A 23,289-nucleotide genomic window follows, 5' to 3' on the forward strand; every position below is an offset into this window, starting at 1 on the left:
GGCACTAGCGCCCGGCTGGCAGGGCGCTATTGATCCGGCACGGTTTATTGCAGAGTCCCGATGCCGTTCAACTTGAGCCCGTCGAGGGGCTTCGACACCTCAGCCCGAGCAAGGTTTACGAATAAAGCCTGCCGGATCAATAACAGCTCTCATAAAAAGAGCCTTCAAGAACCGGCATTCAACACTTCTGCGGGAAGATCCATGTGGTGGTACTTCTTGTAGATGGCATTGAGCTGCCCGTTCTTCAGGTTGGTGCGCACCCAGGTATCGATTTTTTCCTTGAGGCGAGGCTCTCCCTTGCGCATGCCTACGGCCGCCATGTTTGCCTTGATCGTGAACTTCACCTCGAGCTGCCGGGATGGGTTTTTTTCGTTGACGGTCCTCATCAGCATCGGAGTCGTCACCCAGATATCCGCCTGGCCGCTCACCATGGCGGTGAGCGATGTGGCATCGTCATCGAAGCGAGTGATCTGCGTGCCGGGCGGCGCGATCCTGGTCAGTTCCTGGTCGTTGGTCGTGCCCCGCGTGGAGATGACTTTCTTGCCCGCCAGATCAGCCGGGTCCGTGATCTTGATGTTTTTGGGCGCGGCAACGATCACCAAGACCGGCGCATATTGCTCCGGCCCCATGAAGTCTCAAGCGGCGGCATATTTGACGCGGGGATCCTGAAAGTAGCTCATCACCCGCTCGGGTGACTTCTCCAGCATGGCCATGTGTTCGTTGGCCGCATCGCGCAGTTTTGCCTTTGTTCTGACCGGGACCCGCTTGCCCATGGCCTGCTTGAGGTCGGCGTTCAAACGCTCTTCTGGGTTGAGTTCCGGGCTGTAGCTGGGCAGGTAGAACACCTCGATCTGTTCCTTTCTCTCTGCCAGCCACGCCTTGACCGGTTTGCTGTGATGTACACGCAGGTTGTCAAGGATCAGGAACACCTTCTTGCCCGCGTCCTTGATCAAGGCCTCCAGGAACTCAATCAACTTGTCGCTGTTGAAGGCCTCGTCAATGATCATCCAGCGTGCCTTGCCCCGGTTGGTCACCGTGGCGATCATCGACAGCTTCTGGCGTGTGCTGCCCACCGTGAACGCCACGGGTGTCTCACCTGCTGGTGCATAGCTCCTGCCGCGTACATCGGTGTTGACCAGTGCGGTCTCATCGCCCCAGTGGATTTCGCCGCCCTCAGCCTTGGCCTTGGCCTCGATGGCCGGGTAGTGTTCATCTAGCCAGGCCTTGACGGCTTCGGGGCGTTGTTCGTATGCCTTCTTGATGGGCTTTTGTGGGGTGAAACCCCAGCGTGCCAGGTATTTGCCCACGGTGCGCACACCCAATTTCAAGCCACATTCCTGTTCGATAAGCTGCATCACGGCGGCGCGACTCCACAGGAAGAAGTCCATCTTCAATTGCTCGGGACGTTTGTCGCAGATGGTCTTTTGGATGTGGACTTCTTGCTCGGGCGTGAGCAATCGGGCATCGCCTTTCGTGCGACCACGACCGGCTGGTTTGATGGCTGGCCAGCCGCCTTGCTCGAACAGATCAAGCACCTTGCGCACAGCCGGGTAGCTCAAGCCCGACATCTGCACCAGTTCCATGACTTTGATGCCCCGTTTGTGCAGTCGGATGACTTGCTTGCGCCGCTCGTGAAGCTGCTCCAGGGTTTGGTATCTCGCGTCTTCTTTGTCCATGCTGCTTCGAACGCGAAAATCAGCAGAAAGTTCAATCTTTATGGGGCCCGATCAATAGGGTACGGAAAAATCAATCACCTTTGCTCGTTCCGGCGTGATGGCGAACACCGACACCACGATGTCGGCCTTGCCGGTCTGCAGGAAGGGAACGCGGTTGGACAGCACCGTCGGCACGAACTCCAGCTCCAGCCCCAGGTCCTTGGCCAGCAGCTCGGCGACTTCCACGTCGGAGCCGATCAGCTTCAGCTTGTCGTCCTTCATGCTGTAGGGCGGCACGGCCATGTCGATGGCCACGCGGATCTTCTTGGCCGCCATGATGGTGTCCAGTTGGTCTGCGTGGGCCATTCCCGTGCCGAGTGCGGCGGCAGCGCCCAGCAGCAGGCAAAGTTGGCGGCGAATCAAAGATGTAGACATGTCTCTCTCCAGGTTTCAGGGTTGAATGTGGTTGGGGTGGGGTAATCAAAGTCCGTTGCCGACGAACTGGCGCAGCTCGGGCGTGGCGGGATTGGCCAGGATTTCGGGGCCGCCCTGCTCCCAGACCTGGCCCTGGTGCATGAAGATGACCTTGTCGGCCACGTTGCGCGCAAAGGCCATTTCGTGCGTGACCAAAATCATGGTCATGCCCTCGGCGGCTAGTTTTTCCATGACCTTGAGCACTTCGCCGGTCAGCTCCGGATCGAGCGCCGAGGTCACCTCGTCGAACAGCATCACCTGCGGCTGCATGGCCAGTGAGCGCGCAATCGCCACGCGCTGCTGCTGCCCGCCCGAAAGCTGCTCGGGGTAGCTTTCGGCCTTGTCGGCCAGGCCCACGCGGGCCAGCACGTCCAGCGCCAATTCACGCGCCTGGACTGTCGGCATGCGCTTGACCGAGGTCGGCCCCAGTGTGATGTTCTGCAGCACCGTCAGATGCGGGAACAGGTTGTAGCTCTGGAACACGATGCCCACGTCGCGCCGCAGCGCACGCTTGTCGAGCCCGGCATCGTGCACCTGGTGGCCGCAGACGCGGATCTGACCCTCGTCCACGCTTTCGAGCCGGTTGATGCAGCGCAGCGCCGTGCTCTTGCCCGAGCCGCTCTTGCCAATGATGGCCACCACCTGGCCCTTGGTGACGGAGAACGACACCCCGCGCAACACATGCAGCGCACCGAAGCGCTTGTGCACCGATTGCAGATGGACGACAGTTTCAGCGGCGACTTGCATTGAGTTTCCTTTCAAGTGCCAGGCTCCAGCGCGACAGCGGATAGCTCATGGCGAAGTACAGCAGCGCGGCAGCGCCGAAATAGACAAAGGGCTGGAAGGTGGAGTTGTTGAGCACCTTGGCGTTATAGGAGAGCTCGGCAAAGCCGATCACAAGCGATGCCACCGAGGTGTTCTTGATGATCTGCACCGCAAAGCCCACCGTGGGCGGCGTGGCCAGGCGCAGCGCCTGGGGCAGCACCACTTGGCGCATGCGCTGCCAGCGCGTCAGGCCCAGGCATTCGGCGGCCTCCCACTGGCTCTTGTGCACGGCCTGGATACAGCCGCGCCAGATTTCGCCGAGAAAGGCGCTGGCATAGATAGACATGGCCAATGTCGCCGCCAGCAGCGCGGGCACCGAACCGATGCCGGCAATGTTGGGACCATAGAAGCACAGCCCCATCAGCACCAGCAGCGGTGTGCCCTGAATGAGCTGTATCCACGCGGCCGCGGCCACCCGCACCGGGCGGGCCGGCGAGATGCGCGCCATGGCCAGGGCCAGTCCCGCAAGCCCGCCGATCGCAAAGGTCAGCAACGACAGCACCAGCGTGCCCCAGGCGCCTTGCAGCAAAGAGAAGAATTGTTCGCTCGTCATAATCAAACCTCCTTCACAGCGGCGTGCCCAGCTTGCGCCGGCGCGTGAACACCATCAAGCCCAGCAGCCAGAAGCCCGTGCGCATCAGGTATGAGAGCGCGAGGTACAGCCCCCACAGCACGAGAAAGACCTCGAAATTGCGGAAGGTGTCGGACTGGATGCGGGTTGCCACACCCAGCAACTCCTCCGCCCCCACCGAGGACATGATGCTGGTGGCCAGCATCATGAGCACAAACTGGCTGGTCAACGCCGGCCACACGCGTTCCACGGCCGGGCGCAGTACCACATGCCAGAGGATTTGCACATGCGACAGTCCCAGGCATTCGGCTGCCTCGATCTGGCCGCCGTGGATGGACTCGATGCCCGCGCGCAGGATTTCGCAGGTGTAGGCGCCGATATTGATCACCAGCGCCAGCACCGCGCCGACCATGATGGGCATGGTGGCGCCCACCGACGACAGCCCGAAGACCAGAAAGTAGCTCTGCACCAGCAGCGGCGTATTGCGGATGGCCTCCACATAGGCCCCCACCAGCCGGCGCAGCCAGCCATACCGGCTGCCGCGCCCCACGGCGCACAACGCGCCCAGCACAAAGCCCAATACCGTGGCCAGGAAGGACAGTTGCACGGTCGTCCATGCCCCCTCCAGGAAAAGTGGCCACTGCGCCAGTACGCTGGCGAAGTCAAACTCGTATTTCATATTGGCTCCTCAGCGCAACCACCATCAAGCCCGCTGGGCTTCGGTTACCCGACTGGTAGTTGCAAACTGCAAATAGCTTTGGGGAATCAAGCCAGCTCGCGCGACCAGGCGCGCGTGGTTTGCCGCTGCTCACCCAGGCCCTGGATGCCCAGGCGCATGGCGTCGCCGGCCTTTAGGTACAGAGGCGGCTTCTGACCCAGGCCCACGCCGGGCGGGGTGCCGGTGCTGATGATGTCGCCTGGCAGCAGCGACATGAACTCGCTGATGTAGCTCACCAGCTTCGCCACCGGGAAGATCATGGTGCGGGTGCTGCCGTCCTGGAAGCGCTTGCCGTTGACATCGAGCCACAGACCGAGGTTCTGCGGATCGGCCACCTCGTCCTTGGTGACCATCCACGGGCCGATGGGCGAGAAGGTGTCGCAGCCCTTGCCTTTGTCCCACTGGCCACCGCGCTCAAGTTGGTATTCGCGCTCGGACACATCGTTGACGATGGTGTAGCCGGCGACATGGTCCAGCGCCTCGGCTTCGGTGACATACGAAGCCTTCTTGCCGATCACCACGCCCAGTTCCACCTCCCAGTCGGTCTTGACCGAGCCGCGCGGGATCACCACCGTATCGTCGGGCCCGATGATGGACGAGCTAGGCTTAAGGAATAGGATGGGCTCGGCCGGTATCGGCGCGCCGGTCTCGGCCGCGTGGTCGGCATAGTTCAGGCCCACGCAGATAATCTTGCCTACGCGCGCGACCGGCGAACCATGGCGCACCGGGCCGCTGACCGCAGGCAGGCTGGCGACATCAATGGCGGCGAGCTTGTGCAGCGACGCGGGCGACAGCGCGGCGCCGTCGATATCCGCCACGTGGGCCGACAGGTCGCGCAGTTGGCCCTGGGCGTCGATCAGACCCGGTTTTTCCTGGCCAGACTGCCCGTAACGTACCAATTTCATGTCTTGTCTCCTTGATGATTAGTTCAGCCAGCCACCATCAATCAGATGGATGGTTCCGGTGGTGAACGATGACTCGTCGCTGGCCAGATAGACCACCAGCGCGGCAATCTCTTCGGCACGCCCCACGCGGCCGATCGGCTGACGCGCCACGAATGCCGCCCGGACCGCAGCTTCGTTGACACCGGCCTGTTCAGCCTGCGCGCGGATGCGATCCTGCAGCGAGGGCGATTCCACCGTGCCCGGGCAAATGGCGTTGCAGCGTATGCCCTGCTGCACATAGTCGGCCGCCACGGCTTTGGACAGGCCAATTACCGCTGCTTTCGAAGCACCGTAGACGAAGCGGTTAGGCACGCCGCTTTACACTCGAAGCGGCAGACGCCATGTTGATAATGGAACCACCGCCGCCTGCCAGCATGGACGGCAGATAGGCGCGGATGGTGCGGTACATCGCCTTGGCATTCAGATCGAAGCTGAAATCCCAGTCGGCCTCCTCGCAATCAAGGATGCTGCCGTGGTGCACAAAGCCGGCGCAGTTGAACAGCACGTCCACCTTGCCGGTGCGTGCAGCAAAGGCCTGCACCGCTGCCGTGTCCAGGACGTCCAAGCGGCCCGTCTTCAAGTCGCTCAATCCAGCCTTCACAGCCTCGGCAGCCAGTTCCGCCAGCGCCGAATCATCTACATCCGTAGCCCATACCGTGGCGCCTTCACGCACCAACGCTAAGGCACTAGCTCGACCAACCCCCTTGCCTGCGGCTGTGACCAGAGCCGTCTTACCTGCTACACGCTTCATTGCGATGACTCCATTGTTGTAATTCGAGCTCATCAAATTGCTCGTAAATAACTCTGGTCTACTTGCGAAATATCAGGACAACCCATCAGTCCAAGTACGCGATCGATTTCGCTACGCAGGATTTCAATCGCCCGCCCGGCCCCAGCCTGCCCCCCAGCCGCCAGGCCATAGGTCGTGGCTCTACCAACCAGCACCGCATCAGCGCCCAGAGCCACCGCCTTCACAATGTCGGAGCCGCGACGGAATCCGCCATCCAGCATCACGGCCAATCGCCCCTGAACCTCGGCTACGACCTCAGGGAGCACATCCATCGTTGACAGCGCGCCATCCAATTGCCGCCCGCCATGGTTCGACAACACGATGCCATCCGCACCAACTGAAATCGCCCGAACCGCGTCCTGCGCATTCATGACCCCCTTGATTACGAGCTTCCCTGGCCAGATGTCCCGCAGCCACTCGACATCTCGCCAACATAGCGATGGGTCAAGCGACTGACCAATCATTGAGGACGCAGCACCACGGACGCTGGTCTGCCCTGGCGGCAGCAGGTCGCCAACGTTTGCGAAATGAGGAAAACCGTGCGGAAACAAGATGTCGAAGATCCAGCGCGGATGCCGAATGACGTCGATCTTGTTTCGCCAGTTAAGGCTTAGCGGCCCAGAGAAGTTCCGCACATCCCACTCGCGCTTGCCGTAGATCGCGCTATCGGTAGTGAGTACCAGCGTGCCAATCCCTGCATCCTGGGCCCGGCGTGCAATCTTCTCTACAAACTCGCGGGTCCGGTACATGTAAACCTGCATCCATACCCGGGCATCCGCTCCCGCTCGCCGCACCACTTCCTCCAGGGATGTCGTCGAAACATTGCTGAGCACGAAAGGAATGCCTGCCAAAGCCGCGGCACGTGCCATTGACACGTCGCCTTCGCTCGACAGCAGTCCACTGAACCCCGTCGGCCCAATCAGGAACGGCGATGCAATCTCCTCACCAAGCAGTCGCCTACGTTGATTGCGCACAGTGACGTCCACCAGAGTCCGCGGTTGAAACGCGATGTTCGAGAAGACTTCACGATTCCTACGCAAAGTAGCCTCGTCTTCCGAGCCACCTTCGACGTACTCAAAACAAAAATTAGGCACCCGCCTGCGGGCCATCCCACGCAGCTCCTCGATGCTCTGAGCGCGACTTACATCCCGCCCGGTATACAAACGACGCTTCAAGTCTCAACCCCCAAAAGCTTCTGCACATCCACAAGATGCGACCGTTCGCACTCTTCAAAATTGGTCATGCCAGTTGCAACTTTATGAAAATATGTAAAACTGGTCAATCCAATTTTGGCCAATCAATACTAGGGAAATCCCCAGACTGGATCGATGCTCAAGGTTGGATGTAAGAAGATTGAGAGGTTTGCTCTCACTGGGGCTCAGGTGAGTGCCGGCCCTACACCGCACGCGCCTTCCAATTCAACAAATAGGCCAGACACACTAGCTCGGAGGACCAAAGTGAACACAAGATCGACCCCTTCCCGCCGGCTCTATCTGCAGATCGCGGATCAATTGCGGGCGCTGATTTACGAGCCGGATTTCGCTGTCAATGGCCGTCTACCGCCCGAGCGAACACTCGCAGAGCAGCTTGGCGTTTCACGGCCTTCGATTCGGGAAGCGCTCGTTGCGCTCCAACTTGAGGGCAGAGTCGAGATCCGGATGGGTTCGGGTGTCTATCTTTGCGGCGTGCCCTCCAGCTCCGAGGATGCCGCACAAGACAATGTGGAGATGGGAGACAGCCTGATCGACATCATGGGTGCCCGCGCGATCCTCGAAGGTGCGATTGCCGCGTCCGTGGCACCGCTGGCTAAACCAAAGGATGTGAAAGCGCTACGGGCCATCTATCAGACGATGGAGCGCGAATGCCAAGCAGGGCAGCTTCCGATTGCAGCAGATCGTGCATTCCACGTGCGAATCGCCCAGATGTCGAACAACGAAGTGCTCGCTCGAACCGTTGGGACACTGTACGACGAACGACAAAGCCCTATGCCATCAAAGCTGCTTGGTCTGTACGACCCAGTGGACACATGGTTTGTCGCACTCAATGAGCACCGAGAGATTCTCGAAGCGATCGAAGCTCGCGATCCCATTCAGGCTCAAGCGGCAATGCAACGGCACTTGAAAACCGCACTCAAACGGACAATGGCACGCTGAACCGCGCCGGGATTGGTGGAGGCTAGGACGTGTTGAGAATCAGCGAGAGTTGATAACCCCAGCTGCGAGATAGATCATCGCTGCGAAGCTGCTATCCGTCTTGTCGCTGCGCATTGCGATACGTTTGAACTCCTTGAGCTTGCAAAAGAAGTTCTCGATCAAGTGGCGCCATTTGTAGACCTCCAGGTCAATCTCCAGTGGCGCTCTCCTGCGGGGCATCTGTGAGATCACCACCTGCGCCCCGCGCTTGTCCAACTCCTGGATCAGCCAATTCACATCGAAGGCCTTGTCGGCAAGCAAGGCATCAAAGCGCACATCGGCAATCAGCTCTCTGACCCCTTTGGTGTCGTGGCGCTGCCCTGGCATCAAGACGAACTTCACCAGATTGCCCAACGCATCCGTCAGCGCCAGGATCTTCGTGCTCATGCCTCCGCGCGAATGGCCTATGGCTTGGCCCGAAGTCCCCCTTTTGCCCCCTGGCCGTGCCGGTGCACTTTCACAATCGTGGCATCCACCATCGCATATTCCATGTCTGGCTGCTCGCTCACTGCATCGAACAGGCGTTGGAATACGTCGGCCTTGACCCAGTCTCTAAAGCGCTTGAACACCGTGTTCCACTTGCCGAACTCTGGCGGCAGGTCTCGCCAGGGGCTGCCTGTGCGGGCAATCCACAGCACTGCCTCAACGAAGCGGCGGTTGTCTGTGCCGCTGCGCCCCGGATCACTTGGCTTGCCAAGGCAGTGCGGCTCCATCTTGGCCCATTGCTCGTCTGTCAGTACCCATCGAATGCTCATGCGCCTATTGCATCACAGCCCTCCGAGCCGTTGTGTTTGATTCTCAACAGCCCCTAGTTTATTGAAGTGCAGGCGTTAGCCTGCACGGTATCGGCAACTTGCGGCCAGTAGTTTGCCTCAGCTTACGCTAGCGTTATTGATCCGGCGGGGATTATTCATGAGGCCGCATAGGCGACATGCTTGTCACTATTGATCGGGCCCCATAAAGATTGAACTTTCTGCTGATTTTCGCGTTCGAAGCAGCATGGACAAAGAAGACGCGAGATACCAAACCCTGGAGCAGCTTCACGAGCGGCGCAAGCAAGTCATCCGACTGCACAAACGGGGCATCAAAGTCATGGAACTGGTGCAGATGTCGGGCTTGAGCTACCCGGCTGTGCGCAAGGTGCTTGATCTGTTCGAGCAAGGCGGCTGGCCAGCCATCAAACCAGCCGGTCGTGGTCGCACGAAAGGCGATGCCCGATTGCTCACGCCCGAGCAAGAAGTCCACATCCAAAAGACCATCTGCGACAAACGTCCCGAGCAATTGAAGATGGACTTCTTCCTGTGGAGTCGCGCCGCCGTGATGCAGCTTATCGAACAGGAATGTGGCTTGAAATTGGGTGTGCGCACCGTGGGCAAATACCTGGCACGCTGGGGTTTCACCCCACAAAAGCCCATCAAGAAGGCATACGAACAACGCCCCGAAGCCGTCAAGGCCTGGCTAGATGAACACTACCCGGCCATCGAGGCCAAGGCCAAGGCTGAGGGCGGCGAAATCCACTGGGGCGATGAGACCGCACTGGTCAACACCGATGTACGCGGCAGGAGCTATGCACCAGCAGGTGAGACACCCGTGGCGTTCACGGTGGGCAGCACACGCCAGAAGCTGTCGATGATCGCCACGGTGACCAACCGGGGCAAGGCACGCTGGATGATCATTGACGAGGCCTTCAACAGCGACAAGTTGATTGAGTTCCTGGAGGCCTTGATCAAGGACGCGGGCAAGAAGGTGTTCCTGATCCTTGACAACCTGCGTGTACATCACAGCAAACCGGTCAAGGCGTGGCTGGCAGAGAGAAAGGAACAGATCGAGGTGTTCTACCTGCCCAGCTACAGCCCGGAACTCAACCCAGAAGAGCGTTTGAACGCCGACCTCAAGCAGGCCATGGGCAAGCGGGTCCCGGTCAGAACAAAGGCAAAACTGCGCGATGCGGCCAACGAACACATGGCCATGCTGGAGAAGTCACCCGAGCGGGTGATGAGCTACTTTCAGGATCCCCGCGTCAAATATGCCGCCGCTTGAGACTTCATGGGGCCGGAGCAATAAAGTACTTCTTGACCCGCTCTGGTGTGTTCTCCAACATCGTCATGTGTTCAGTCGCCGCTGCGCGCAGCTTGGCCTTGGTTCGCACCGGAACCTTGCTGCCAATCGCATGCTTCAAATCTGCGTTCAGCCGCTCCTCTGGGTTGAGCTCAGGGCTGTAGCTGGGCAGGTAGAACAATTCAATGTCCTGTTTGTGCTGTGTCGCCCACTCCTTGACTATAAACTCGGCATGATTTATTCATGAACTTTTGTAGATTGCGTGAGTCGAACGTTCATGGAAAAAGAAGATGCACGCAAGCAGTCGCGGGAAGTGCTGCATGAACGGCGCAAGCAGGTCATTCGCTTGCATCGAAAAGGTGTTGGCGTGATGCAGATCGTTGAGCAAACCGGGCTCAGTTGGTCTGGGGTTAACACTGCACTGCGCCTGTTCGAGCAAGGCGGTGCGGCCGCACTCAAGCCCCACGCCAGGGGAAAGAAACCAGGTAGTGGACGCAGCCTGAGCACTGAGCAAGAGCGCGTGATTCGAATGACCATCATCGACAAACGCCCAGAGCAGATCAAGATGGAGTTCGCGCTTTGGAGTCGGCCCGCAGTGCGCGAACTCATTGAACGCGACCTGGGGATCAAGCTGTCTGTGCGGGCGGTGGGCGACTATCTGGCACGCTGGGGTTTTACACCGCAAAAGCCGATCAAGAAAGCCTACGAGCAGCGGCCCGAGGCCGTCCAGGCCTGGCTCGAAGATGAATACCCCACCATTGAGGCCAGAGCCAAGCGTGAAGGCGCAGAAATTCATTGGGGTGACGAAACAGCGCTGGTCAACACGGATGTGCGTGGCAGAAGTTACGCACCTGCGGGCCAAACACCAGTGACGCGCGCAGTCGGCGGAACGCGGCAAAAGCTCTCCATGATTGCCACCGTCACCAACCAGGGCAAAACGCGCTGGATGATCATTGACGAGGCGTTCAATTCAGACAGGCTGATCGAGTTCATGCAGGCCTTGATCAAGGAGTCGCAGGGCAAGAAGATATTCCTGATTCTGGACAACCTGAGGGTGCACCACAGCAAGCCAGTCAAGGAGTGGGCGACACAGCACAAACAGGACATTGAATTGTTCTACCTGCCCAGCTACAGCCCTGAGCTCAACCCAGAGGAGCGGCTGAACGCAGATTTGAAGCATGCGATTGGCAGCAAGGTTCCGGTGCGAACCAAGGCCAAGCTGCGTGCAGCGGCGACTGAACACATGACGATGTTGGAGAACACACCAGAGCGGGTCAAGAAGTACTTTAGTGACAAGCATGTCGCCTATGCGGCCTCATGAATAATCCCCGCCGGATCAATATATGCCCTGTGGATTCCAGCAGTCTCTTTCGCATCCGGGCCAACGTGGAGCATCCCTTCAGGGTGATCAAGCGGCAGTTTGGATACACGAAGGTGCGCTACCGGCGGCTGAAGAAGAACACGCTGCAGCCCAAGACGCTGTTTGCGCTGTCCAATCTTTGGATGGTGCGCCACCAATTGCTGGGGGTGCAGGGATGAGTGCGCCTGAAATCAGGCAAATGGCCGCCAAAGCGGTGCAAGAGAGCAGAACAGGGCTGGGAAAACAAGGCCCAAGGGCTGCCTAGACGGCATCCATCGCGCGATCTGTAAACGTCGGCCTTGTAGCACTCACACATTCGAGTTGTTCAGATGGCATGGACGTCTCCACCTACACCGCCGTTGGCCTGTTACCCGATACAAGGTGGGGCCTGGCGGTAACGGCATCAAAGTGCCAAAGTGGAAGTTCGTCGCAACCACCTTTGAACCGGAGGCCCCACCATGCAATTTACTGCAACGCTGCCAGTCATCGGAATGGATATTGCCAAGCACGTGTTCCAGCTGCACGTCGTGGATGCCGAGACAGGCGAGGTCACCCGGCACAAGCTCAGGCGTGATCGAGTAACCGCATTCTTTGCCAATCGTCAGAAGTCGCTCGTCGCGATGGAGGCTTGTGGCGGTGCGCACCACTGGGCCAGAACGCTGCAGACGCTGGGACATGAGATCAAGTTGCTGCCCGCCATGCATGTTCGTGCCTTTGTGCTGCGCGACAAGACTGACGCCCGTGATGCCCAGGCCATCTGGTCAGACAGCCAGGAAGTGGGTTCGGTAATGTGCCAGCTCGTCGATAGATTCATGAACGTCTGCCAGAGCCGTGTGCTTCTGCGCTTTCTTGAAGCTCGAATAGGCTTCCGGCTTCCAGCGCTTGGCCAGCTCCTTCAGGGTGCTCACATCGACATTGCGGTAGTGAAAGAACGCCTCCAACTTGGGCATGTAGCGCACGAGAAACCGTCGATCCTGACCAATGCTGTTGCCGCACATGGGAGCAACACCCTTGGGAACGTACTGGCGCAGGAATGCCAGAATTTCTGCCTCGGCCTGCTCTTCCGTCAGGGTGGATGCTTTCACTTTGTCCGTGAGCCCGCTGCGGCCATGGGTTCCACGGTTCCATGCATCCATCTTTGCCAATTGCTCATCAGACTGGTGGATGACCAGCACGGGGCCTTCAACGCGAGGCTCCAGCGAAGGGCCTGTCACCACCACAGCGATTTCCAGCAGGCGGTCGTTCTCGGGGCTCAGGCCCGTCATTTCACAGTCCAGCCACACAAGGTTTTGATCTGATTTTGATAGCACGGCGAGGGTTGGGGTGTTAGCTTCTGACATGGGGCGCATTGTCGCCGATGACCTAAACTCGCCGCACATGGCCTCTTCCGACGCAATTTCCCCTTCCCTGCTGTTCACACTTCTGTTTGCCTTTGCGCTGAGTGCGGGCATGCTGCTCAAACTGTGGCTCGCTTCGCGGCAAATACGCCACGTGGCACGGCACCGCAACGCCGTTCCTGCGCCCTTTGCCGAGCGCATCACCCTGGCCGCTCACCAAAAGGCGGCAGATTACACGGTAGCCAAAGCCAGGCTGGAGCTGCTGGAGCTGGCCCTGGGCACTGCCGTGCTGCTGGGCTGGACCTTGCTTGGCGGGCTGAATCTGCTGAACCAGGCGCTGCTGCACTGGCTGGGTGGCGGCATGTGGCAACAATTGGCGCTGCTGGCAGCTTTTGTGCTGATCAGCGGGCTGATCGATTTGCCGGTGTCGCTGTACAAAACATTTGTGCAGGAGAAGCGCTTCGGCTTCAACAAAATGACCCCGGCCCTGTGGCTTGCAGACCTGTGCAAGTCGATATTGCTGGGGGCTGCCATTGGTCTGCCGATTGCAGCAGCCATCCTGTGGCTGATGGGCCAGGCGGGCCCCTACTGGTGGGCCTGGGCCTGGGCCGTCTGGATGGGATTCAACCTGCTGCTGATGGTGATTTTTCCCACCTTCATCGCCCCGCTGTTCAACCAATTCAAGCCACTGGAAGACGAAGCCCTCAAGCAACGCGTGTCGCATCTGATGGAACGCTGCGGCTTCGCAGCCAAGGGGCTTTTTGTGATGGACGGCAGCCGCCGCAGCGCCCATGCCAATGCCTACTTCACAGGTTTTGGCGCTGCGAAGCGTGTGGTGTTTTATGACACGCTGCTGCGCCAGCTCACCGTGGGCGAGGTAGAGGCCGTGCTGGCGCATGAGCTGGGGCATTTCAAGCACCGGCACATCATCCAGCGCATCGTGAGCATGTTCGCGTTCAGCCTGCTGGGCTTTGCACTGCTGGGCTGGCTGTCCACCCAAAGCTGGTTCTACACGGGACTGGGGGTGTACCCTGCCATGGGCTTGTCTGCAGACTGGGGCAGCGCGCCCAACGATGCCCTGGCGCTGCTGCTGTTCATGCTGGCAACGCCCGTTTTCACCCAGTTCATCTCGCCGCTGTTCTCGCAACTCTCGCGCAAGCATGAGTTCCAGGCCGACGCCTACGCAGCGGCACAAACGCAGGCAGCAGACCTGTCTTCCGCGCTGCTCAAGCTGTACGAAGACAACGCCTCCACCCTGACCCCTGACCCGGTCTACGTGAAGTTCTACTACTCACACCCACCGGCCTCCGAGCGGCTGGCACGCCTTTCCTACACCCCCTGAATCATGACCTCCATGTTGAAGAAAAAAGACTGGTCCACCCAGACCCGCCGTGCGCTGAAAGCTCCTGAAGTTGTAGCAAAACTGGCTCAACTGGAAGGCTGGAGCCTGAGTGGCGATGGCGAGAACGTCGCCATCGAGAAGACCTACCACTTCGCCAACTACTACGAGACGATCTCGTTCGTGAATGCGGTGGCCTTCATCGCGAATGCACAAGACCACCACCCGGACTTGTCCGTGCACTACAACCGCTGCGTGGTGCGTTTGAACACCCATGATGTGCAAGGCATCTCGATCACCGACATCGAGTGCGCGGCGCAGTTTGACCAACTGCTGGTGCTGGCATGACCTTCGCAGCCCCCACCCATGGCTGAGCGCAGCGCCCTCATGCAAGGAACCGTGGTTGCCAGCCACGGCCGGCACTGCGTGGTGGAGACACCCGACGGCCAGCGCCGCATCTGCCACCCCCGGGGCAAAAAAAGCCATGCCGTGGTGGGCGACCATGTGATGTGGCAAGCCGCCCCCCAGGGCCAGGGGGACGAAGGCACGATTGAGAAGGTGCTTGAACGGCGCAACCTGTTCTACCGGCAGGATGAGATCCGCACCAAATCATTCGCAGCCAACATCGACCAGGTGCTCATCCTGATTGCGGCGGAGCCGGTTTTTTCTGAGAGCCAGTTGGCCCGTGCCCTGATCACGGCAGAGGCTACGCACATCACACCGCTGATCGCGCTGAACAAAAGCGACTTGGTGGAACCGTTTGCCCGCGCCTGGGAACGCCTGCAGCCCTATCGCCACATGGGCAAAGAAGGACAGCATTACGGCGTGCTGCCCCTGTGCCTGACGCAATCGAATGAGGTGGATCGGGAAGTGCTTTTGCAGCACCTGCGCGGCAAAGTCACGCTGGTGCTGGGGCCTTCTGGTTCAGGCAAAAGCACCCTCATCAACCTGCTGGTGCCAGGCGCTACCGTGCTGACGGGAGAAATCTCGCAGGCCCTGAACTCCGGCAAGCACACCACCACCAGCACCCATTGGTACTGGGTGGACGCCGAGCGCACCACCGCACTGATCGACTCCCCCGGCTTTCAAGAATTTGGCCTGCACCATATCGCCCCTATGCAGCTGGCCAGTTGCATGCCCGATATTGCAGCCCATGCCAATGACTGCCGTTTCTACAACTGCACGCATTTGCATGAGCCGGGCTGCGGTGTGCTGGATGCACTGAAAATGCCACCTAGCGCAGGCGGAATAAGCGCAACGCGCTATAAAATTTATAGTGATTTATTCGCCGAACTGAGCCAGCCTCGGTACTGACAAACAGGAACGGGCAGCGGCGGCAGCGAGCGTGTCGCGGCTTTGCCGGGCGCCTTCTGCTACCCCAGGAGGCGCGCCAAGGTCAGCAAGGCCAGCAGCAGCATCCAGACCACCACAGACCGCCACACCAAGCCCACCACGCTGCGCAAATGCCCCACCTCGGGGGCTACGCCTGGCGTGGAATCGCTGTCGCCCAACTCGGCATCAATCTCCAGACCTTGCTGCACCGCGGTGGGTTCTGAGCGCGCCTTCAGGGCCTCTCCACCCAGGCGCACGTTGATGGCTCCCGCCGTGGCCGCCAACACCACCCCATCGTTATCGTTGGGAAAACGCTGGGCATGAAAACGCCAGCCTTCGATGGCCTCTTCAAAACTACCAACGACCGCGAAGCTCAGCGCCGTCAGGCGCGCAGGCAGCCAGTCAATGACCCACCAAGCCTTGGCTGAGGCGACTTGCAGCGCTTCACTGGCCTGTGGTGCGGCCGGCTGCTGCCGGTGGTGCCAGTAGCGCGACACAAACTCTGCCATGCGATAGAACACCGCACCGGTGGGGCCAAGCCCCAGGGCCGCCAGAATGGAAAACCAGGCCAGCACGCCAAAGACATGTCGGTGCGCCGAAATGACTGAGTACTCGATGACGTGGCGAACAATTTCGCTGCGCGGCAGCATTCCTGCATCCACCTGCTGCCAGTGCGCCAGTCGCTCACGCGCGGCGTCTTCCTGGCCGTCTTCCAGTGCATCGCGGATGCCCGTGAAATGGTGGCTGAACTGGCGAAAACCCAGCGTAACGTAAAGCACCGCCACACTCCAGAGCACCGCAAAAGGCCAGCCCAGCCCCCACATCAAAGCCCCATGGATGGCCAAAGTCACCAACGCGGGCACCACCACCGCCAAGCTCCAGGCCACCCAGCCATGGTGGGTTTTACCAGCGTCGAAATTGCGGCTCACAGACAGCGCCCACGCGCGCAAGCCGGCATGGATGGGATTGGTTCGGGCCAGAGGGCGTGCCTGCTCGATCAGCAGAGCGAACAGGATGGCAAAGAAATTCATGCGGCCAATGATAGCGGGGCCTGACGAGCCACCAAGCCCTGCGCCACCCGCATCCAGTCGCTATGGCTACTCAAGCGCTCAGGAATCGATAGAAATTGCGCAACATGCCTGCCGTGGCGCCCCAAATGAAACGAGACTTGGAGCCATCTTGATACGGCATGGAAAACCACTGCCGCTCAACGCCCCCGCTCTCAAACACATGCCTGCGATGGTTTGCCGGATCCATCAAAAACGCCAGAGGCACCTCGAACAGATCGGCCACCTCGTAGGGGTTGGGATTCAGCTCACAGTCGGGAGCAACCAAGGCCACCACCGGCGAGATGATGAACGAGGATCCAGTAACGTAGGTGGGCAGCACCCCCAACACTTCCGCGTGCCGCGCGGCCAGGCCCACTTCCTCTTCGGCCTCTCTGAGCGCAGTGTGCGCCGGGCTGGCATCTTCTGGATCGGTACGACCGCCAGGAAACGCCACCTGCCCCGAATGCGTGGAGAGGTGGGCGGTGCGCTCGGTCAGCAGCACCATGGGCTCATCGCGCAGCACGATACCGAGCAACACCGCAGCCCGTGCCGGTGAACGGCTGGCGTACGACTTTTCGAGTACCACCTCTGGCTCCCACTGTGGCGGGGCTACAAAGCGCTGGCGCAGCGCTTCAGGCGTGAGGGCTGCCCGAGGAACGGCAGGCAAATGGATGTCGACCGCTGCAATGGGCACTTGGCGCGGATCAAAATCCGGCAAGGTCGTGGGCGACGCTGCCACAGGACGATCTGAAGGGCTGGTGGTACTCACGGGTGTGGGCGGGTTGGCTGGCCTGAAGCGGGCACGAGGGCCTGCTCAAACTTCCTGGTGGTTCGCCAAAAGATTGGCGCTGGTAACCATCCAGGCATCAGAAACGAAAAAACCGCTACAGGCCTGAGCACTGTAGCGGTTTGCGTATCAGGGGATGCCTGCGCCTTAAGCGGCGGTGGCAGCAGCCTTGACGCGCGAAGGCAGCTTTTCCTTGATACGTGCCGACTTGCCGCTGCGGTCACGCAGGTAGTACAGCTTGGCACGGCGCACGTCACCACGACGCTTGACTTCGATGCCAGCGATCAGCGGGCTGTAGGTCTGGAACGTACGTTCCACGCCTTCGCCGCTCGAGATCTTGCGCACGGTGAAGCCGCTGTTCAGGCCGCGATTGCGCTTGGCAATCACCACGCCTTCGTAAGCCTGCACGCGCTTGCGGTTACCTTCCACCACGTTCACGCTCACGATGACGGTGTCACCAGGGGCGAATTCGGGGATGGTCTTGTTCAAGCGGGCGATTTCTTCCGCTTCCAGGGTCTGGATCAGGTTCATGTTGATATCCAACGATCTTGTCCGCGCCACAAATGGCTGCGTCGGGATTGACGTTCAGGTTTTGCCGAGGTGAAACCTCTCACAAAACGGCCGGCCAGAGGATCGAAAAGCCTGCCATTATAACCCGTTAGCGCGATTTGGCGAGTACCGCTTCGTCGGCTGGCTGCAACGCACCCGCAGCGCGCGCTGCATCGATCAGGTCGGGCCGGTGGCGGGCCGTGATCAGCAGCCGCTGGTCCCGCCGCCAGCGCTCAATCTGCGCATGGTGGCCCGACATCAAAGGCGCCGGAACCGCCCTGCCCGCCCACTCTTCGGGCCGCGTGTAGTGGGGGCAATCCAGCAAGCCATCCAGCGCCGGGTTGAAACTGTCGAACTGGTGGCTGCCTTCATCGCTCAACACCCCTGGCTGCAAGCGGGCCACGGCATCCAGCAACGCCAGCGCCGCAATTTCGCCACCCGACAGCACAAAATCGCCCAAGCTCAACTGCACGGTGACATGCGCATCGATGAATCGCTGGTCCACCCCTTCGTAGCGACCACACAGCAAGATGGCACCAGCGCTGGCAGACCACCTCTCTACCTCCGCATGGTTGAGCTTGCGCCCGATGGGAGAAAAAAGCACCAGCGGCGCTTGCGTATCCAGTGCTTCGCCACGTTGATCACGGATGTGGTTCAGACACCGCTCCAGGGGCTCGGCCATCATGACCATGCCTGGCCCGCCACCGAAGGGCCGGTCATCCACGCGCCGGTAATTGCCCTCGGCATGGTCGCGCGGGTTCCACAAGTGCACATCGACCTGGCCACTGGCGTAAGCACGCCGCGTGATGCCTGCCGTCAAAAACGGGGCAAACAGCTCGGGAAACAGCGTGATGACATCGAAACGCATGGCGGGGCGCGACCTCTGCGGCTTCAATAATCAGGCTGCCAGTCCACGGTGATGCGCTTTTCCGCCAGCTCCACCTTGTCCACAAAGGCAGACACAAAAGGAATCATCCGTTCCTGTGCTTTTCCGTCCTGCTCATAGGCCAGCACCAGCACGGTTTGCGGCCCGGTAGACATCAATTCACGCACCTGGCCCAGCGCAACCCCCTCTCGGTTGACCACCTGCAGGCCGATCAGATCCACCCAGTAGTACTCGTCCGTACCGGTCGATGGAAAGCTGGAGCGCGGCACGAACACGCGGGCGCCCCGCAGTGCTTCTGCGGCATCGCGGTCATCCACACCTTCGGCCCAGGCAACCACAGTGTCCGAGTGGTCCTTGGCCTGGCGGATGTTGAGCAGCACGGTACCCGTGAACGCCTTGGCGCCGCGCTCAGACGGTTGCAAAAACCAGCGCTTGGCAGAAAACAAGGCTTCAGGGTCGGCACTGTGCGGCACGACCTTGAACCAGCCCTTCACCCCCCAGGCGTCGGCAATGCGCGCCACTTCAATGGCATCTTCGGGCAGGTTTGCGGCTTCGAGGTGGAGGGATGTGGCCATTTTTCGTTCAGACAAAAAGAAAAGGGCGGGATCCGCCGGGAAAACCCACGGAACCCGCCCTTCTCGGGGGACTTTAAGCAGCCTTCTTGGCAGCTTGCTTGATCAGGCGGTCCACGGTAGGCGAGGACTGGGCGCCCACGCTCTGCCAGTACGTCAGGCGGTCTTGCACGATGCGCAGACCTTCTTCGGTTTCCTTGGCGGTGGGGTTGTAGAAGCCGATACGTTCGATGAAACGGCCATCGCGGCGCACGCGCTTGTCAGCAACAACGATGTTGAAGAAAGGACGGCCCTTGGAGCCGCCGCGAGAGAGTCGAATAACGACCATGATTTATCCTTCGGGTGGTGAGCCAACGTCAAAATGCGCGGGCCACGGAAATTTCGCAACGTTTGAGACACGCGACATGACCACCCGGCCAGCGACACGTTGCAAAGCCTGCAATTATATCCACAACCCTCTTGTATGCCCATCATCCGCCCGAGCACCGACGCAGACCTGCCCGCCATTACTGCCATTTATCGCCACCACGTTCTTCACGGCACAGGCACTTTTGAGATAGACCCGCCTTCCGAAGCTGATATGGCTGCACGCCGCGCAGACGTGCTGGGCCGCAACCTGCCCTGGCTGGTGGCCGAGAAGGACGGCGAGGTGCTGGGCTTTGCCTATGCCAACTGGTTCAAGCCCCGCCCGGCGTACCGCTTCTCGGCGGAAGATTCGATTTATGTGGCCGACGCTGCCCGGGGCATGGGCGTGGGCCGCAAGCTGCTGGCCGAGTTGGCCGTGCAAGCGGAAGCGGTGGGCGTGCGCAAGTTGCTCGCGGTGATTGGAGACTCTGCCAACGCTGGCTCCATCGGGCTGCACCGCGCACTGGGGTTCACCGATGTGGGCGTGATGCGCTCGGTGGGCTGGAAATTTGGCGCCTGGCGCGACATCGTGCTCATGGAAAAGACCCTGGGCGCGGGGGACACCACTTCACCGGAATAATGCGCCCCCATGAAGAACAAAACCCTGGCCGCCTGGCTCGCCTTCGTGGGGGGGCCCTTGGGCCTGCACCGCTTTTATCTGCACGGCCTGACCGACATGCTGGGCTGGTTGCTACCCATCCCTACCGCACTCGGTCTGTATGGCATTCAGCGGGTGCAGCAGTTTGGGCAAGATGACCAGTACAGCTGGTTCTTGATACCGCTGCTGGGCTTCACCATTGCGGGCTGCGCACTGCGGGGGATTTTGTACGGCCTGCAAACCCCGGAGCGTTGGAACGCGCGCTACAACCCCAGCGCTCCCGAACTGGCGGCTGCGGGCCAAACGCGGTGGCTGACCATTGGGGCGATGGTGGTGTCGCTGCTGATGGGCACCACGGTGCTGATGGCGAGCATTGCCTTCAGCTTTCAGCGCTACTTTGAATACCAGATCGAAGAAGCCCGCAAAATCTCGCAGTAAAAAACACAACGCCCTGTTTGGCTTGACAACCAAACAGGGCGTTGACGCTTTATGGACAAGCGCAGGCAGCTATCATTTCAGTAGCAATCAATACAACTGCAGGCTCACCCAGTAAGCAATGGCCGCAACAAAGGCGCTGGCTGGAATGGTCAAGATCCAGGCCCAGACGATGTTGCCAGCCACCCCCCAACGCACCGCGCTGGCGCGCTGCGTAGAACCCACGCCCACGATGGCACCGGTGATGGTGTGCGTGGTGGAGACTGGAATGCCCAGCGTGGTGGCCAGAAACAGGGTCAACGCGCCACCGGTTTCGGCACAGAAGCCGCCCACAGGCTTGAGCTTGGTGATCTTCTGACCCATCGTCTTCACGATACGCCAGCCGCCGAACATCGTGCCCAGGCCAATGGCCACATAGCAGCTGACAATCGTCCAGGTGGGCGGCGATGTGTCTGCCGTGGTCGCATAGCCGGTGGCAATCAGCAGCAGCCAGATGATGCCGATGGTCTTTTGCGCGTCATTGCCACCGTGGCCCAGGCTGTAAGCGCCGGCAGAAACCAGCTGCAGGCGGCGGAACCACTTGTCCACCTTGTTGGGGCGGGTTCGCCGGAAAACCCAGGCCACCCCCACCATCATGAGCGAGCCAAGCAGAAAGCCCAGCAGGGGAGACACGAAGATGAACGCCACCGTCTTCAAAATGCCGGTGGACACCAAAGCACCCGCACCGGCCTTGGCAATCACCGCACCCACGATGCCGCCGATGAGAGCGTGCGAAGAGCTGCTGGGAATGCCGTAGTACCAGGTGATGACGTTCCAGGTGATGGCACCTACGAGGGCGCCAAACACCACGTGCGTATCCACCACGCCCGGCTGCACGATGCCCTTGCCCACCGTGGCAGCCACGCTGAGGTGAAAGACAAAGATCGCCACAAAGTTGAAAAATGCCGCAAAAAGCACCGCCTGGGCAGGCTTGAGCACACCAGTGGAGACCACCGTGGCAATCGAGTTGGCCGCATCGTGGAACCCGTTCATGAAGTCGAACAGGAGCGCCAACGCGACGAGCAGAACCACAACCCACAGGGCTGTCTGTACGGTTTCCATGTCAGTCAGTCCGGTGGATCAGGAGTTTTCGAGGACGATGCCCTCGATGCAGTTGGCCACGTCTTCACACTTGTCGGTGATGGTTTCCAGCAGCTCGTAAATGGCCTTGAGCTTGATGACTTCACGCACATCGGGCTCTTCGCGGAACAGCTTGCTCATGGCGCTGCGCATCACGCGGTCGGCATCCGATTCCAGGCGGTCGATTTCTTCGCAGGTCTTGAGCGCGGCCTCGGCCACGGCGGGGTCGGCAATCTTGTCGAGCAGCTTGACGGCATCGCGCAGGCGCTCGCAGCACTTGAGGCTCAGGTCCGTGAGGCGGGTGATTTCTTCGGTCATGTGGCGCACGTCGTACAGCGCCATGGTCTCGGCCGAGTCCTGGATCAGGTCAGCCACATCGTCCATGGTGTTGATGAGCGCGTGGATCTGCTCCCGGTCGATGGGCGTGATGAAGGTCTTGTGGATGGCCTTGTTCACGTCGTGCGTGACACGGTCGGCAGCGCGTTCGGCGTTGTCCACGTCCTGGTTGTATTTGTCCCGCAGGTGCGGATCACCGTAGTTGGCCACCAGTTGCGAAAAAGCACGCGCGGCTTCGACGATGCGCTCCGCATGCTGGTTGAACATTTCGAAAAAATTGCCTTCGCGTGGCAACAGCTTGGCAAACAGCATGCGGGCTCCTGGTGGGAATTTAAAGATACAAAAGAACGAACGCCACAGGGTATCGTGACGGTTTTGTGACATCTCGAGTTTAACCGTGCGCGTTTGTCCGCTGGCGGGGGCAACCACTCACTTAGAGCCTGGTCAACACCCAGGCAGGTGCAAGAAGCCCCGCCAGCAAGGCCCCGAGCCCCGATGCAAGCCTGCGGACACGAGGGGTGACGGCCATGCCCGGCGGCGCACAACCCACCCGGCGCAAGCCCGCCCGCTCAAGCGCTGCGGAAGATGAAATACACGGCGCCCACCAGGCACAGTCCTGCCCACAGGTAGTCCAGCTTGAGCGGCTGGTCCATATAAAACACTGCAAACGGCACAAACACGCTCAACGTGATCACTTCCTGCATGATCTTGAGCTGCCCCACATTGAACTGCGTGTGGCCGATGCGGTTGGCCGGCACCTGCAAGAGGTATTCAAACAGCGCAATACCCCAGCTGACCAGCGCCGCCACGTACCAGGGCGAAGACGCAAGGTTCTTGAGATGTCCGTACCAGGCGAACGTCATGAACACGTTGCTGGCCATCAGCAGCAACACGGTTTGCAAAGAAATGGGCAAGGACTGGAGCGTTTGCATAAGGTGGCCAGGGGCAAGCGTGGATG

Annotated in this window: 26 protein-coding genes and 5 pseudogenes; 10 read left to right on the forward strand and 21 right to left on the reverse strand. The window is 60.2% G+C overall.

The genetic code is table 11. The features are described 5' to 3' along the window. Nucleotides 1-164 precede the first annotated feature (164 nt). From PQV96_RS14385 to PQV96_RS14425, 9 genes and pseudogenes are all read right to left on the reverse strand, one after another. Nucleotides 165-629, reverse strand: a complete 465-nt coding sequence (locus tag PQV96_RS14385) for a type 2 periplasmic-binding domain-containing protein (RefSeq protein ID WP_242638131.1) — start codon at nucleotides 627-629, stop codon at nucleotides 165-167. A gap of 6 nt (nucleotides 630-635) precedes the next feature. Further along, nucleotides 636-1,676: an IS630 family transposase gene (locus PQV96_RS14390; RefSeq protein ID WP_044395424.1), complete on the reverse strand. Its 1,041-nt coding sequence runs from the start codon at nucleotides 1,674-1,676 to the stop codon at nucleotides 636-638. Nucleotides 1,677-1,730: 54 nt separating this feature from the next. Then, nucleotides 1,731-2,090 (reverse strand): annotated as a pseudogene (locus PQV96_RS14395) (transporter substrate-binding domain-containing protein); the annotation flags it as partial. A 45-nt stretch (nucleotides 2,091-2,135) separates the two neighbouring features. Continuing rightward, a complete protein-coding gene (locus tag PQV96_RS14400) occupies nucleotides 2,136-2,876 on the reverse strand; it encodes an amino acid ABC transporter ATP-binding protein (RefSeq protein WP_207375693.1) in 741 nt (246 codons plus the stop codon). Continuing rightward, the gene (locus PQV96_RS14405; RefSeq protein WP_019042770.1) at nucleotides 2,860-3,507 is read right to left on the reverse strand and encodes an amino acid ABC transporter permease; all 648 of its coding nucleotides are present in this window, start codon (nucleotides 3,505-3,507) and stop codon (nucleotides 2,860-2,862) included. Before PQV96_RS14405 ends, PQV96_RS14400 begins: the two co-directional genes overlap by 17 nt. Before the next feature lie 13 nt (nucleotides 3,508-3,520). Further along, nucleotides 3,521-4,204 carry an amino acid ABC transporter permease gene (locus tag PQV96_RS14410; protein WP_019042771.1) on the reverse strand — a complete coding sequence of 228 codons (684 nt, stop codon included), beginning with the start codon at nucleotides 4,202-4,204 and terminating at the stop codon, nucleotides 3,521-3,523. Between the two features lie 86 nt (nucleotides 4,205-4,290). After that, nucleotides 4,291-5,148 (reverse strand): fumarylacetoacetate hydrolase family protein, encoded by an 858-nt coding sequence (locus tag PQV96_RS14415; protein WP_207375562.1) that lies wholly within the window; start codon nucleotides 5,146-5,148, stop codon nucleotides 4,291-4,293. A gap of 18 nt (nucleotides 5,149-5,166) precedes the next feature. Beyond that, nucleotides 5,167-5,938, reverse strand: a pseudogene (locus tag PQV96_RS14420) (SDR family oxidoreductase). A 32-nt stretch (nucleotides 5,939-5,970) separates the two neighbouring features. Then, nucleotides 5,971-7,152, reverse strand: coding sequence for an alpha-hydroxy acid oxidase (locus PQV96_RS14425; RefSeq protein ID WP_273623303.1), 1,182 nt, complete (start codon nucleotides 7,150-7,152; stop codon nucleotides 5,971-5,973). A gap of 282 nt (nucleotides 7,153-7,434) precedes the next feature. Here PQV96_RS14425 and PQV96_RS14430 point away from each other — a divergent pair, with 282 nt between their 5' ends. Further along, nucleotides 7,435-8,130 (forward strand): FadR/GntR family transcriptional regulator, encoded by a 696-nt coding sequence (locus tag PQV96_RS14430; protein WP_207375564.1) that lies wholly within the window; start codon nucleotides 7,435-7,437, stop codon nucleotides 8,128-8,130. Between the two features lie 39 nt (nucleotides 8,131-8,169). Here PQV96_RS14430 and PQV96_RS14435 read toward each other — a convergent pair. After that, nucleotides 8,170-8,924, reverse strand: a protein-coding gene (locus PQV96_RS14435; RefSeq protein ID WP_207375565.1) for an IS5 family transposase whose coding sequence is annotated in 2 segments (ribosomal slippage) — nucleotides 8,170-8,591 and nucleotides 8,591-8,924 — 756 coding nt in all. Because the reading frame shifts where the segments join, the coding sequence is not laid out codon by codon here. A 244-nt stretch (nucleotides 8,925-9,168) separates the two neighbouring features. On the opposite strand from PQV96_RS14435, the gene PQV96_RS14440 reads away from it, so the two are divergent. Then, nucleotides 9,169-10,209 carry an IS630 family transposase gene (locus tag PQV96_RS14440; RefSeq protein WP_044395424.1) on the forward strand — a complete coding sequence of 347 codons (1,041 nt, stop codon included), beginning with the start codon at nucleotides 9,169-9,171 and terminating at the stop codon, nucleotides 10,207-10,209. Nucleotides 10,210-10,213: 4 nt separating this feature from the next. On the opposite strand, the pseudogene PQV96_RS14445 reads toward PQV96_RS14440, so the two are convergent. Beyond that, nucleotides 10,214-10,462: pseudogene (locus tag PQV96_RS14445) on the reverse strand (transposase); the annotation flags it as partial. Between the two features lie 42 nt (nucleotides 10,463-10,504). On the opposite strand from PQV96_RS14445, the gene PQV96_RS14450 reads away from it, so the two are divergent. The 3 genes and pseudogenes from PQV96_RS14450 to PQV96_RS14460 all read left to right on the forward strand — a co-directional run. Further along, entirely contained in the window at nucleotides 10,505-11,548 is a 1,044-nt protein-coding gene (locus PQV96_RS14450) for an IS630-like element ISStma10 family transposase (RefSeq protein ID WP_273623305.1), read from the forward strand. Nucleotides 11,549-11,601: 53 nt separating this feature from the next. Continuing rightward, nucleotides 11,602-11,766, forward strand: a pseudogene (locus PQV96_RS14455) (transposase); the annotation flags it as partial. A 279-nt stretch (nucleotides 11,767-12,045) separates the two neighbouring features. After that, nucleotides 12,046-12,363 (forward strand): annotated as a pseudogene (locus PQV96_RS14460) (IS110 family transposase); the annotation flags it as partial. On the opposite strand, the gene orn reads toward PQV96_RS14460, so the two are convergent. Continuing rightward, nucleotides 12,349-12,927, reverse strand: a complete 579-nt coding sequence (orn, locus tag PQV96_RS14465) for an oligoribonuclease (RefSeq protein ID WP_207373925.1) — start codon at nucleotides 12,925-12,927, stop codon at nucleotides 12,349-12,351. The pseudogene PQV96_RS14460 and the gene orn sit on opposite strands and share 15 nt — an antisense overlap. 37 nt (nucleotides 12,928-12,964) lie before the next feature. Between orn and PQV96_RS14470 the strand changes: the two genes are divergently transcribed. Genes PQV96_RS14470 through rsgA form a run of 3 tightly spaced genes read left to right on the forward strand, consistent with a single transcriptional unit; the run spans nucleotide 12,965 to nucleotide 15,577 of the window. Further along, a complete protein-coding gene (locus tag PQV96_RS14470) occupies nucleotides 12,965-14,266 on the forward strand; it encodes a M48 family metallopeptidase (RefSeq protein ID WP_207373924.1) in 1,302 nt (433 codons plus the stop codon). A gap of 3 nt (nucleotides 14,267-14,269) precedes the next feature. After that, entirely contained in the window at nucleotides 14,270-14,611 is a 342-nt protein-coding gene (locus tag PQV96_RS14475) for a 4a-hydroxytetrahydrobiopterin dehydratase (protein WP_044395984.1), read from the forward strand. A gap of 18 nt (nucleotides 14,612-14,629) precedes the next feature. Beyond that, a complete protein-coding gene (gene rsgA / locus PQV96_RS14480) occupies nucleotides 14,630-15,577 on the forward strand; it encodes a ribosome small subunit-dependent GTPase A (protein WP_044395983.1) in 948 nt (315 codons plus the stop codon). A gap of 59 nt (nucleotides 15,578-15,636) precedes the next feature. Here the strand turns inward: rsgA and PQV96_RS14485 are convergent, their stop codons facing one another. From PQV96_RS14485 to rpsP, 6 genes are all read right to left on the reverse strand, one after another. Next, nucleotides 15,637-16,626, reverse strand: a complete 990-nt coding sequence (locus PQV96_RS14485; protein WP_273623307.1) for a CobD/CbiB family protein — start codon at nucleotides 16,624-16,626, stop codon at nucleotides 15,637-15,639. Nucleotides 16,627-16,696: 70 nt separating this feature from the next. After that, entirely contained in the window at nucleotides 16,697-17,413 is a 717-nt protein-coding gene (locus PQV96_RS14490; protein ID WP_273623308.1) for a CoA pyrophosphatase, read from the reverse strand. Between the two features lie 165 nt (nucleotides 17,414-17,578). Beyond that, nucleotides 17,579-17,962, reverse strand: coding sequence for a 50S ribosomal protein L19 (gene rplS, locus PQV96_RS14495; protein ID WP_044395977.1), 384 nt, complete (start codon nucleotides 17,960-17,962; stop codon nucleotides 17,579-17,581). Nucleotides 17,963-18,089: 127 nt separating this feature from the next. Continuing rightward, on the reverse strand, nucleotides 18,090-18,848 hold the full coding sequence (trmD, locus tag PQV96_RS14500; protein WP_273623309.1) for a tRNA (guanosine(37)-N1)-methyltransferase TrmD: 759 nt from the start codon (nucleotides 18,846-18,848) through the stop codon (nucleotides 18,090-18,092). A 23-nt stretch (nucleotides 18,849-18,871) separates the two neighbouring features. Beyond that, nucleotides 18,872-19,441: a ribosome maturation factor RimM gene (gene rimM / locus PQV96_RS14505; protein ID WP_044395973.1), complete on the reverse strand. Its 570-nt coding sequence runs from the start codon at nucleotides 19,439-19,441 to the stop codon at nucleotides 18,872-18,874. Between the two features lie 73 nt (nucleotides 19,442-19,514). Next, complete coding sequence (gene rpsP, locus PQV96_RS14510; protein ID WP_010463504.1) at nucleotides 19,515-19,766, reverse strand: 30S ribosomal protein S16; 252 nt, start codon at nucleotides 19,764-19,766, stop codon at nucleotides 19,515-19,517. Nucleotides 19,767-19,901: 135 nt separating this feature from the next. Between rpsP and PQV96_RS14515 the strand changes: the two genes are divergently transcribed. Together PQV96_RS14515 and PQV96_RS14520 are read left to right on the forward strand one after the other, a co-directional pair. Beyond that, nucleotides 19,902-20,423, forward strand: coding sequence for a GNAT family N-acetyltransferase (locus PQV96_RS14515; protein ID WP_142083875.1), 522 nt, complete (start codon nucleotides 19,902-19,904; stop codon nucleotides 20,421-20,423). A gap of 9 nt (nucleotides 20,424-20,432) precedes the next feature. After that, nucleotides 20,433-20,879 carry a TM2 domain-containing protein gene (locus PQV96_RS14520; protein ID WP_198845394.1) on the forward strand — a complete coding sequence of 149 codons (447 nt, stop codon included), beginning with the start codon at nucleotides 20,433-20,435 and terminating at the stop codon, nucleotides 20,877-20,879. Between the two features lie 87 nt (nucleotides 20,880-20,966). Here the strand turns inward: PQV96_RS14520 and PQV96_RS14525 are convergent, their stop codons facing one another. The 3 genes from PQV96_RS14525 to PQV96_RS14535 all read right to left on the reverse strand — a co-directional run bounded on the left by PQV96_RS14525 (nucleotide 20,967) and on the right by PQV96_RS14535 (nucleotide 23,263). Then, entirely contained in the window at nucleotides 20,967-21,977 is a 1,011-nt protein-coding gene (locus PQV96_RS14525) for an inorganic phosphate transporter (protein ID WP_198845395.1), read from the reverse strand. 18 nt (nucleotides 21,978-21,995) lie between these two features. Next, entirely contained in the window at nucleotides 21,996-22,643 is a 648-nt protein-coding gene (locus tag PQV96_RS14530) for a DUF47 domain-containing protein (RefSeq protein ID WP_044395966.1), read from the reverse strand. 257 nt (nucleotides 22,644-22,900) lie between these two features. Further along, nucleotides 22,901-23,263, reverse strand: coding sequence for a DMT family protein (locus tag PQV96_RS14535; RefSeq protein ID WP_198845396.1), 363 nt, complete (start codon nucleotides 23,261-23,263; stop codon nucleotides 22,901-22,903). Nucleotides 23,264-23,289: the final 26 nt, after the last annotated feature.

This window comes from Acidovorax temperans, assembly GCF_028596105.1.
In the GTDB taxonomy this organism is placed as follows: domain Bacteria; phylum Pseudomonadota; class Gammaproteobacteria; order Burkholderiales; family Burkholderiaceae_C; genus Acidovorax; species Acidovorax temperans.